The organism is Mucilaginibacter lappiensis, from assembly GCF_050433765.1.
Classification (GTDB): domain Bacteria; phylum Bacteroidota; class Bacteroidia; order Sphingobacteriales; family Sphingobacteriaceae; genus Mucilaginibacter; species Mucilaginibacter lappiensis_A.
On sequence record NZ_JBNPWP010000001.1, the window covers coordinates 768,287 to 779,551 of the forward strand.

Sequence of the window (11,265 nt, forward strand, 5' to 3'; positions counted from 1 at the left end):
AGGCCATTAATTTTCAGGGCCGGTTCAATTTTTCAAATCTATGAAATAAAATGAATTGGCAAGGCTGCACGAAAATAAACGGCAGCCATACAACAACAATATTATGATATCCTTATTTAAAACTTTAATGTTGACGGCAGGTATTTGGCAACAAGATCTTCATAATACGGACGCAGTTTAGTCCAATCCGGTGGAACCGGGCTCTTGGAATAAAGGTCATAAGGATTAAATAAATCTACTGCTTTAAATAACTGGTGGTCATGAGGGGTCATGAGATGGCTGTAAGCATGCTCCCTGTGCTGCGGATAAAAGGAATGATAGCGAAGCATATATAAGGCCTGCTCAGGCAAATAAGGCTTCATCATGTGATAAATATATTCGTCATGGCCCCAGGTCATGTGTACATTTTCTAAACCGCAATTGGGCTCATAAACGCCGTATTTGGTATTGTAACGCGGGTCGTGATGATCTTTGTTGTCTTTAAAATATTCAGAAAAAACAATCTTATCCGAAAAAGCACATCCCACAGGATAGCTGTCACCTACTACCGCCCATTGTGGCTCGCCGAAAAGGCACAATACTTTGCCCATATCATGGAATAACCCGGTAAGTACCATCCAATCAGGCCGGCCATCGGCACGGATAGCCTCAGAGGTTTGTAGCAGGTGCTGTAACTGATCAAGATCTGTATCAGGATCTGAATCATCTACAAGCTGGTTAAGAAAATCAAAAGCATCCCAAACCGACATTTCTTTTTTATCGAACGATAAATATTGTTCTTTCTTTGCGAGAACAAAATCGTAGGTCTGGTTAATATGTTGCAAACGATAAAATTCACGAACGGAATCTTTTGTTGTGGCCTCATAATCACGGTATGCATCAGTATCTCGCCCTGCGGCTATTGAATCTGCATCCGGATAACGAACTAATAAATCATCTTCCCATTCTTCTATAGAATTTAAAGGGCCTTGATCTGGTGTTCCTGTATTCTTGCTCATAACGTTAAAATTTAAAAGGAGTATAATTGGCAAACAATCCTTTATAGCCAATTTTCATAGCTGTCTTATACAAATTTCTTCATTTTTAAAGTTAAATTCATGAAAAGTACCTGATTTATTTGCTTAAACGTTTACCTAAATTTTTATAGCCCATTAACGTCCTTCCCCCTCTGCCGTAGAGTTTGCAATAGCTATTTTTATTATATTGCTCAACTTTTGTTTTATAAACCAATACAAAATCATGAACATTCATAGTTTCGCAGTAAAAGTCAAATAACAGACTTCTAAAATTTTGAAAAAACCTTTTATCAATGGCCGACGGAACAAAGAGTAATAAAGTAAATATGAAAACACTTGCAAAAGTGTTAAATGTGTCTATCGCAACAATATCCAAAGCGCTTAGGGATAGTCATGATATAGGTGATGAAACAAAACTCAGGGTTATTGAAACTGCCAAACTATTACATTATGTGCCTAACCCTTACGCAAGCAGCCTCCGTAAACGGTCAAGTAATACCATAGCCATTATAATTCCTGAAATTGCGGATAGTTTTTTTAGCCAGGCTATAAATGGTATTGAAAGTATTGTGGATCTGGAAAAATATCATGCCTTAATATATTTAACCCATGACAGTTATGAACGTGAAGCTCAAATGTTTAACGAACTTACCAGTGGGCGGGTCGATGGTATATTAATGTCCGTTGCCAGTAATACCAAAGATACCAGACACATTAAAGAGTTACAGCAGGCTGGTATCCCTATCGTTTTTTTTGACAGGGTTTGCGAGGATGTACCTACCGCAAAGATTAAAACTGATGATTTTAATAGTGCTTACATGGCTACCAGCCATTTGCTTGATCAGGGATGTAAAAATATTTCGCTGGTTACCATTGAAGGTTATCCTTCTATATTACTTGCGCGGGAAGATGGCTATAAAAAGGCATTGGCTGAGCGAAATATAAAACCAGAAGAACATAACATAATTAGTTGCTCCAATAAATACACAAACGAGAATATTGCTGTTTTAAAAAATCACATAGCCAAAGTAAAACCAGATGGCATAATTGCGACGGTTGAGCATTTAGCTACTACTACTTACCTGGCTTGCGAAGAAATGAAGTTAAATATCCCCCAGGATATAAAAGTGGTATGTTTTACTAATCAGATAACCGCGGCTATACTTAATCCTCCGCTTACTACCGTTTTACAACCCGCGTACGATATGGGGCGAAAAGCCGCGGAATTACTGTTTTGGCATTTATCAGGTAAGCCCATCCAAATGGAAAAAGAAACGATTATCTTACCATCCAAACTGGTAGTCAGAGATTCAACCCGGATCTCTGACTAAATCAGTTGGTGTTTGTATTAGTTTTTTTGGGGACTACCGGTCATTGTAAAAGCTAATGTTCCTCCCGCAATAATATCCTGATGCGAGATCAAAAAATCCTTAATAGGCTTTCCATTAAAAGTCACTTCTTTTACATATTTATTTTTGGCTGATAGGTCCTTTGCCTGAATGATCAACTTTTTACCATGTTGCAGGTTCAATACCATATACGGGAACTGTGGGGCGCCAATACTGTAATAACCTGACGCAGGTGCCACCGGATAAAAACCAAGCGTATTGAAAATGTACCATGCCGAAGTTTGGCCGCAATCATCATTGCCATTAATACCAACCGCCGCGTTTCTGAAATTTTGTGATGAGGTATGTTCCCTTACCAATTCCTGTGTTTTCCAGGGCATGCCGCAATAATTAAACAGGTACAGGTAGTGGTGACCGGGTTCATTATCTGCATGGTAATGACCTTCACTAAAGTTTTTGCTTAGTTTATTGGCAAATTTTTTCTCGCCGCCCATTATTTTGATCATGCCGGGCACATCATGCATGGCACCGAAAGTATAGGTCCATTTGGTGCCCTCCGTAAAGCCCGAATCTGGTTTGGCCGAAAAATGACCGTCTGAATTACGGGGAGCCATGAAACCGGTAGCGCTGTTATACACGTTTTGATAGTTTTTACTCCAGGCCATGAGCTGTTTATAATCATCATCTTTCCCTAATCCTTTGGCAACCTGGGCTACAGCGTAGTCGTCAATTGTATATTCAATAGTCCGCGAAACCGATTCTCTTGTTTTATCAACCGGGATATAACCTAATTTATGATAGTTGGTTAAACCACCTCTTGCTTCAAAGCTTGTCCACAGGTCACGGTCGCCCCATCTTTTATGTGTATCACCATCGGGCGCATCGTACGAATCTTTATGCAGCGCTTCATAAGCCAGTTTTGTATTAAAACCACGAAAGCCTTTAACATAAGCATCGGCCACAACAATATCGGCATGGGTACCAATCATAATATTGGTATAGGTAGGATTTGGCCACATCGGCATCCACCCTCCTTCCTTATACATTTGCAGCAGCGACTCTACCATACCATCAACCCGCTGAGGTTGTGTAAGGGTTAATAATGGATGCAAAGCCCTGAAAGTATCCCAAAGCGAATAATCATTGTATGACGAACCACGATGCACCTTATCATCAAAAGCGCTGTAATACCTGCCGTATTCCGAAAACTGACGCGGAAATAACATAGTATGGAACATTGCGGTATAAAAAATAGTTTTTTGTGTTTTGGTTACTCCGCTTACCTGAATAGCCTTTAAAGCTTGCTGCCATTCATTACGTGTTGTTTTAACTATTTTATCAAAATCCCAGCCGGTAATTTCCTTTTTAAGATTGTCCCTTGCCTGATCAATACTGATGAAAGAAGTAGCAACTACTACCTTTATCTCATCATTTGCTTTGGTTCTGAAAGAAATAAAAGCCCCCATTCGTGTACCATACTGGCTCTGGCTGCCTTTGTTGATCACCTGCTTATCCCAGGTGCCATATTTTTTTATCTGTTTATTGAACTTAATAATAAAATAACCTTTAAAATTCTTTAACTCGGGGCCAAGCTGCGCCGATTGCCTGTCTGGATTATAACCGGTTATTTCGTTATTAACGGTATCAACATGAACATACCCCTTTAATTTTTTCATCCGGGAAGTATAATCGTTTGCCCAATCGGTAAGCTCGGGGTTAAGGTTAATGCCCTGTATGATCAGATGTGCCTGATCTGCCTTTGGAAACGTGAACCGGAACATGCCGCAGGTATTGGCACCTGCAATTTCGGCTTTAATTTTATCAGTACCGGTAGTTTTTAACTTTACCGAGTAATAATATGGTTTAGAAATCTCATCCTGATGGTTAAATGACAGCACACGCTGTTTGGGCAAAACCCGGAGGTTGCCTACCTGGGGCATAACAGAAACATAGCCATAATCGCCCATCCAAACGGTGGGCTGGTGGGTGGCGGTAAGTCCGATAACTGAATTATCTTCATACTGGTAAACCATGTAGCTCATTTTGTTTTCGCGGGTTTGCGCAACAAAGTTGGTCATGGCAAACGGTACATTTACACATGGCATAGTACCGCCGCCGCCATTGCCCTCCAACAAACCCTTGCCAAAGCCTTTAATAGCGGTGCCTATGATCGGGTTTACATAATCAACTTCGTCAAGTTGTTTTTTCGAGGCGGCATTTTGAGCATTGCCGTTTCCATAAAAAAAGGTCAGTAATCCTAACAGATAAATACTGCGTTTAAATTGCATGCAAATCATAAATGGTATTTCAATAAGATCATTATTTATCAGGCCTGCATTTCATGTTGTCTGCCCTTTGAGCAGTATTACCATGATCATTAAAAGAAAATATAATTGGTGAATATCTCCTGCAATGAGGCTCTGACAAATCTCTTATTTTTAAGATCATATTCAACAAAAACATTTTCTTTTTTTACTTAATCGATTACCTGTTTTTTGCACAGGTTAGTTTTCCTTCGCTGGCAGTGTTTAATGCCATCTTATTGTCAAAACGATCAGCTAATTCAATAATTAATATTAATTCTATGGAATTAGTAGAATTATTTACATATTTGCATCAGAAAACGTTCTTTATTTCATTTTTGATTATCCAGAAAGACTGAGGGAAAGGCCCTGTGATGTCTTAGCAACCTGTACACATTGTTATAAAGGTGCTAATTCCTATCTGCCATAAAAAAGCAGAAAAGATAATGATACTACACTAATTGCAGCTATAAGCTGTTCATATTACCCTCCCTGTATTTCTGTTTAATTACATCCGTTAACATTTTTATTAACCTGCTTAATTATAGCTGATGCTATTAAATATCATGAACAGAAAACTTTTACTAATAATTTGCTTATTAACATTCACCTGTGCTGCTACATATGCAACCACTTCTGCTGATACAGCCCAAACTGACCGGGGGTATATTGTTAAAGTGGGCGATCAGGCGCCTGACGATTTTGAACTTGTATTAACTGATGGTACCAAAACATCATTAAAACAATTACGCGGCAAAGTAGTAATACTTCAATTTACTGCCAGCTGGTGCAGTGTATGCCGTGAAGAAATGTCCCATTTACAAAAAGATGTATGGGAAGCCTATAAAAATAAAGGCCTGGTACTTATTGGGGTCGACCGGGACGAACCTATTAAAAAGGTACAAAAATTCCATCAGGATATGAAGATCACTTATAATCTTGCACTTGACCCTCAGGCAAATATTTTCGGCAGGTTTGCTAATAAAAAAAGTGGTGTTACCCGTAACGTAGTGATTAACAGGGATGGTCGCATCGTATACCTCACACGGTTGTATGACCCACAGGAATTTGCATCAATGGTTAAAGTTATTGATGCTTTTGTAAACAATAAAAACGCATCAGCAAACTAAAAAAACAAATAAAACAGCGTTTAGCTATGCCTTATAATTCTTGCTTATAGCGGTATAAACAATAACAACGCAATTAATAACAATCTACACTAAATATAACATCAGTACATGGAAACACAAAGTACAATCCTTAACACAAACTACCTTAACATTAATTATTCTACAAAGTTTACCACCTTTAATACCCTGGTTGCCTGTATGCAAAACATGCATTGTTGCTGTTAAAAAACCTTTGTTTAAGCTGTTTCAATACTTGCATTTGATACCCTTAAACAACACTCAACAATCAAAGCCTTTACAACTTTTAGAAGACAATATAAGCAGCTGGATATAATTTACTATTCATAACTACTATTAACTGATCGTCTTTAAATACTGTATCTGGTATCATTAATCATTTCACGATCTATTACCATGCTTAAAAATTACAAATTGTTATTGGCAATACTATTGCCCTTTATTTTCATCCAAACAGTTGCTGCGCAATCTGTTAAAATAAGCGGAGTGGTGACCGCCAAGTCTGACGGACTGCCATTACCCGGTGTAAGTGTTTCTATCAAAGGAACCACTACGGGAGCTCAAACCAATAATGAGGGCAAGTTTACCTTAAACGCCAAAGTGAACGATGTGTTAAGAATTACTTACATTGGCTTTACCCCTAAAGAAATACCAATTACGCAAAATGAAACGGCCCTTCAAATAACGCTCGACGAGCTGGCGAACTCTTTAAACGAGGTGGTTATCACGGCGCTGAATATATCAAAAGATAAAAAGTCATTGGGTTACTCTGTACAGGGATTAAAATCAAAAGATATATCGGAGGCTAAAGAAACCAACCTGGTAAATGCACTGGCCGGAAAAATTGCCGGTGTAAATATCACCAGCAGCCAGGGCGACATGGGCTCGTCACGCATTGTTATCCGTGGCGAAACCTCTATCGCTAATAACAATCAACCCTTATTTGTGATTGATGGTTTGCCTGTTGATAATACCCAACAACTGGGTGTTGGGGGCTCAAGGGACTTTGCCAACCCGATATCTGATATCAATTCTGAAGATATAGAATCAATATCGGTACTTAAAGGCCCTAATGCAGCCGCACTTTACGGTTCTCGTGCTGCCAACGGTGTTATATTAATAAAAACCAAAACCGGAAAAGGTGTTAAAGGCATTGGTGTTACCATCAATTCAAACACATCATTTTCCAGCTTATTGATCCTGCCAGATTATCAAAATCAATACGGACAAGGTTCAAACGGCCAATTCAGCTATGTTGATGGCAAAGGCGGTGGTGTTAATGATGGTGTGGATGAAAGCTGGGGTCCGGCATTGGACGGTGCCCTTATTCCGCAGTTTAATTCAAATGGAAAACCTGTGCCATTTGTAGCACATCCTGATAATGTCCGCAGTTTCTTTAAAACAGGTGTAACTTTAAATAACGGCGTATCGCTGGCCAGTTCGGGCGATAAATACGATTTCCGCCTGTCATACAACAACCTGCATCAAACCGGGGTTATCCCAAATACCTCACAGGGGCGCAATTCATTTTTATTAAACGCAAGCTATAAAATAACGCCGAAGCTAACCTTAACCACTATTGCCAATTATATTAAAGACGATGCCGGTAATTTACCGGGAGCAGGTGGCAGACGGGCTACCAGTACCATGCTGCAATTTACCTGGTTTGGCCGACAAGTTGACGTGAGCCAGTTAAAAAACTACCGCGATGCTAACGGGAATACCTTTAACTGGAACAATAGTTATTATAGCAATCCTTATTTTACGGCTTATGAAAATACTGTTGGCCAAACCCGCAACCGTTTTATAGGCAGTGCCGAACTGAATTATAAAATTATCGATGGGTTATCTGCAAACTTCCGTACCGGTACCGATTATTATAACGACCGCCGCAAGATCAAAATAGCATATGGCACCAATGGTACCCCCTTTGGCTCGTACGAAGAAGATGCCTATGATTTTACCGAAACCAACACCGAGGGCAGGCTGCAGTACACCAAAAAGTTAAATGATGATTTTTCTATTGATGCATTTATAGGTGGTAACATTCAAGTAAACACATCGGAAAACCATGATCAAAAGGCTCCCAAACTGGCAGTAAGTGGATTGTACACTTTGAGTAACTCCCGTGATCCGCTGATTTCATCAAATGCTTTTTATAAATATAAAACATACAGTTATTTTGCTTCCGGCCAAATCGGGTTCAGGAATTATGCTTTTATCAACGTTACAGCCCGTAACGACTGGTCATCTACACTTCCAAAAGAAAACCTGTCTTATTTTTACCCATCTGTAAATGGAAGTTTGGTACTATCCGAAGCGCTGGATATTAAAAGTGACATTTTGAGTTATGCCAAACTTCGCGGCGGTTGGTCAAAAGTAGGTAAAGCTACAGATCCGTATCAGTTAATTAATGCTTATGATTTCACTGCACCTTTCGGTACCAACCCGCAGCAAAACGCCAATAGTGTAGATCTGAACCCTAATCTAAAACCAGAAACAACTACCTCGGCAGAAGCAGGTTTTGAACTGGGCTTTTTTAATGACAGGATTCGTTTGGATGCGAGTGTTTATAACACAAATAGCATTAACCAGATACTGAAAGTTAATGTAAGCCAATCTACAGGATATAACCAAAAACTGATCAATGGTGGCACCATTAATAATAAAGGTTTAGAAGTTCAGTTGGGTTTAACACCTGTAAAACTTAAGGATTTTAGTTGGGACGTAAACGTAAACTATTCGCGCAATAAGAGCAAGGTGGTTTCTTTAGATAAAGAAAATAGGCTGCAAAGCTACATATTAGGATCTGATGGTACCGTACAAATACTGGCCGCAGTAGGGCAACCTTATGGAGCTATTTATGGTAATGCATTTCAACGTAATGCCAGTGGTCAGGTTATTGTAGCCGACGATGGAACACCAGTTATCGATCCTACCCAAAAATACCTTGGTAAGTTTACACCAAGCTGGTTAGGCAGTATCAATAACAGTTTTACGTATAAAGGAATAAACCTAAGCGTATTAGTTGATGCACACATAGGTGGTTCCATTTACTCGGGCACCAACAGCACCGGTACTTATACAGGCGTACTGGCTTCAACTTTACCAGGACGTGGTGCAGCCAATGGCGGTTTAAGTTATACTGTTGGCCAAACCACTTTCAACGATGGTATTATTTTTAACGGTGTAAAGGCTGATGGCAGCAAAAACACCACCGTTTTATCAGCACAGGCTTATTATAAAGCACTAACCAATGCCGATGAGCCATTCGTTTATAGTGCATCATACATCAAATTAAGAGAAGTTAAACTGGGCTATACTATACCGCAAAAATGGGCTAAAAGCATCGGTTTCCAGGGAGCATCATTTGCTGTTGTAGGTCGTAATCTATGGATCATTCACAAAAACGCGCCTAATATCGACCCTGAAACAGCTTTTAACACAGGCAACGGACAAGGTTTGGAGGACCTAACCCTACCTACTGTACGCAACATTGGTTTTAACGTTAACCTTAAATTCTAACAATCATGAAACTTAAATATATATCCATTTTACTATCAGGAACATTGCTGCTATCATTTGCCGCATGCAAAAAAGAACTATCTGATATTAATCAAAACCCGAACGCTACTCAAAATCCGCAGCCAGATTATTTGCTTGCCGGTGCTACTAAAAACATATCTGATACTTACTGGGGCACATCAAATAATATGGATGCAAGCCTCCTTTTTGTACAGTATTGGGCAAAAATACAGTACACTGATCCCGACAGGTATATCTATACAAATACGTCATTTCAAGACTTATGGACTATAGGTTATTCTAAAGGTGTCACCAATCTGAATAAAATTATTGAGCTGGCCGATGCGCAAGCCAACCCTAACTACAAGGGTGTGGCATTGGTTTTACGTTCATGGGTATTTACTTTACTTACTGATCAGTACGGTGATATACCTTATAAACAAGCAATTAATATCGATCAATATCTAACACCGGCCTATGACGCGCAAAAAGATGTTTACTTCGCTCTTCTTGATGATTTGAAAACAGCTCAGGCATCGCTCAATCCATCGGGCAAAGCTATTTTGGGTGATGTTATTTATGGAAATAATGTTGCATCATGGAAAAAATTTGCCAATGCATTACGTTTGCGTATTGCGTTACGAATAGCCGACAGAGAACCCGAAAAGACGAAACAGATATTGGCTGATATACAGGCAGAAGGAAGCGGTTACATTAGCTCAAATAGCGAAATAGCGCAGTTTGGTTATTTGGATTCGCCAAATCAAAACCCCATCAGCAATTTATTTGATACCCGCGATGATTACCGTATCAGTAAAACCATTGTCGACAAACTATTTGAGCTGAAAGATCCCCGCCTACCTATTTATGCCAGTCCTACAAAAGATGTAACTCCACAAACTTATGTAGGCATACCTAATGGTTTGTTAGTGGGTGACGCCGCCAATCTGGGCTTTACCAAAACGTCAAAACCAGGCGCTTACTTCCTGGCACCGCATGCTCCTGCCGTGATCATCAGCTATGCAGAAGTATTATTTGACCGTGCCGAAGCAGCTGCCCGCGGCTTTACTGCCGAAAATGCCGAAGACCTGTATAACCAAGCCATAAAGGCCGCATTTCTGCAATATGGCATTAGTGGTGCGGCAGTCGATACTTATATAGCTCAGCCTGCGGTTAAGTATGATGCTTCCAATTATAAAAAATCAATAGGCAACCAGAAATGGATTGCCTTGTTTGGGCAAGGCCTTGAAGCATTTGCAGAATGGCGCAGACTTGATTATCCGCAATTGAAACCGGCTGTTGTGGGAGCACTTAACGGTAAACTACCGGTAAGATTCATTTATCCGGGCACTGAACAATCGCTAAACGGCACAAGTTATAAAGCAGCTATTGCCCGGCAGGGCGCTGATCTGCTTATCACTAAATTGTGGTTTGATGTGAACTAATAGTTTCTCTTAAAAAACAAAAGAGGCCGTACTTAATACGGCCTCTTTTGTTTTTTAAGGAGATTTGCGTCACCATTTCTTTATAGAAAGGTTGTTCTCCAAATCTGATGGGATTAAGTACCGCTTTAGTCTTCACAAAGATATTTGTTTCGACTATTGTTGGCATAATCAGACCACTATTGTTGAACATGCAATTACTGATTACCAGTAAAAAATCATATTAGCCTTACATATATATTATTACAGATCAATTATCTATATGCAAAATGTTACAAATATTTCTTTTCAGGCAAGATTAGTTTAATCATTATTTAAAATACCATTTTATCCCTCAGCCAAGTTTTTGGAAAATTTCGAGATTGAAAATTTCACAACCTTATAGTGCAAAAACATCACATTCTTTATATTGATTAAATAACTGATTATTAATAATATAAACTAAAAATAAGTAATACTTAAATCGATTGTAAAAACTCGTT

Annotated in this window: 6 protein-coding genes and 1 riboswitch; of the genes, 4 read left to right on the forward strand and 2 right to left on the reverse strand. The window is 39.3% G+C overall.

The annotated features are described in order from the left end of the window. Positions 1–116: 116 nt before the first annotated feature. Complete coding sequence (locus M2273_RS03275; protein WP_429392948.1) at positions 117–998, reverse strand: inositol oxygenase family protein; 882 nt, start codon at positions 996–998, stop codon at positions 117–119. A gap of 311 nt (positions 999–1,309) precedes the next feature. Here M2273_RS03275 and M2273_RS03280 point away from each other — a divergent pair, with 311 nt between their 5' ends. Then, positions 1,310–2,347, forward strand: coding sequence for a LacI family DNA-binding transcriptional regulator (locus M2273_RS03280; protein WP_429392950.1), 1,038 nt, complete (start codon positions 1,310–1,312; stop codon positions 2,345–2,347). 17 nt (positions 2,348–2,364) lie between these two features. Here M2273_RS03280 and M2273_RS03285 read toward each other — a convergent pair whose 3' ends face one another. After that, positions 2,365–4,653, reverse strand: coding sequence for a GH92 family glycosyl hydrolase (locus M2273_RS03285; RefSeq protein ID WP_429392953.1), 2,289 nt, complete (start codon positions 4,651–4,653; stop codon positions 2,365–2,367). Positions 4,654–5,007: 354 nt separating this feature from the next. Then, a riboswitch (SAM riboswitch) is annotated at positions 5,008–5,118 on the forward strand. Between the two features lie 116 nt (positions 5,119–5,234). Here M2273_RS03285 and M2273_RS03290 point away from each other — a divergent pair. The 3 genes from M2273_RS03290 (at position 5,235) to M2273_RS03300 (ending at position 10,786) form a co-directional block, all read left to right on the forward strand. Next, positions 5,235–5,798, forward strand: a complete 564-nt coding sequence (locus tag M2273_RS03290) for a TlpA family protein disulfide reductase (RefSeq protein WP_429392956.1) — start codon at positions 5,235–5,237, stop codon at positions 5,796–5,798. A 414-nt stretch (positions 5,799–6,212) separates the two neighbouring features. Next, entirely contained in the window at positions 6,213–9,341 is a 3,129-nt protein-coding gene (locus M2273_RS03295) for a SusC/RagA family TonB-linked outer membrane protein (protein ID WP_429392958.1), read from the forward strand. A 5-nt stretch (positions 9,342–9,346) separates the two neighbouring features. Continuing rightward, positions 9,347–10,786, forward strand: a complete 1,440-nt coding sequence (locus tag M2273_RS03300; RefSeq protein ID WP_429392961.1) for a SusD/RagB family nutrient-binding outer membrane lipoprotein — start codon at positions 9,347–9,349, stop codon at positions 10,784–10,786. Positions 10,787–11,265: the final 479 nt, after the last annotated feature.

What these genes read in the sequence shown, in the direction of transcription:
- M2273_RS03275 (WP_429392948.1), bottom strand. Translation starts at nt 998, where the DNA reads ATGAGCAAGAATACAGGAACACCAGATCAAGGCCCTTTAAATTCTATA.
- M2273_RS03280 (WP_429392950.1), top strand. Translation starts at nt 1,310, where the DNA reads ATGGCCGACGGAACAAAGAGTAATAAAGTAAATATGAAAACACTTGCA.
- M2273_RS03285 (WP_429392953.1), bottom strand. Translation starts at nt 4,653, where the DNA reads ATGCAATTTAAACGCAGTATTTATCTGTTAGGATTACTGACCTTTTTT.
- M2273_RS03290 (WP_429392956.1), top strand. Translation starts at nt 5,235, where the DNA reads ATGAACAGAAAACTTTTACTAATAATTTGCTTATTAACATTCACCTGT.
- M2273_RS03295 (WP_429392958.1), top strand. Translation starts at nt 6,213, where the DNA reads ATGCTTAAAAATTACAAATTGTTATTGGCAATACTATTGCCCTTTATT.
- M2273_RS03300 (WP_429392961.1), top strand. Translation starts at nt 9,347, where the DNA reads ATGAAACTTAAATATATATCCATTTTACTATCAGGAACATTGCTGCTA.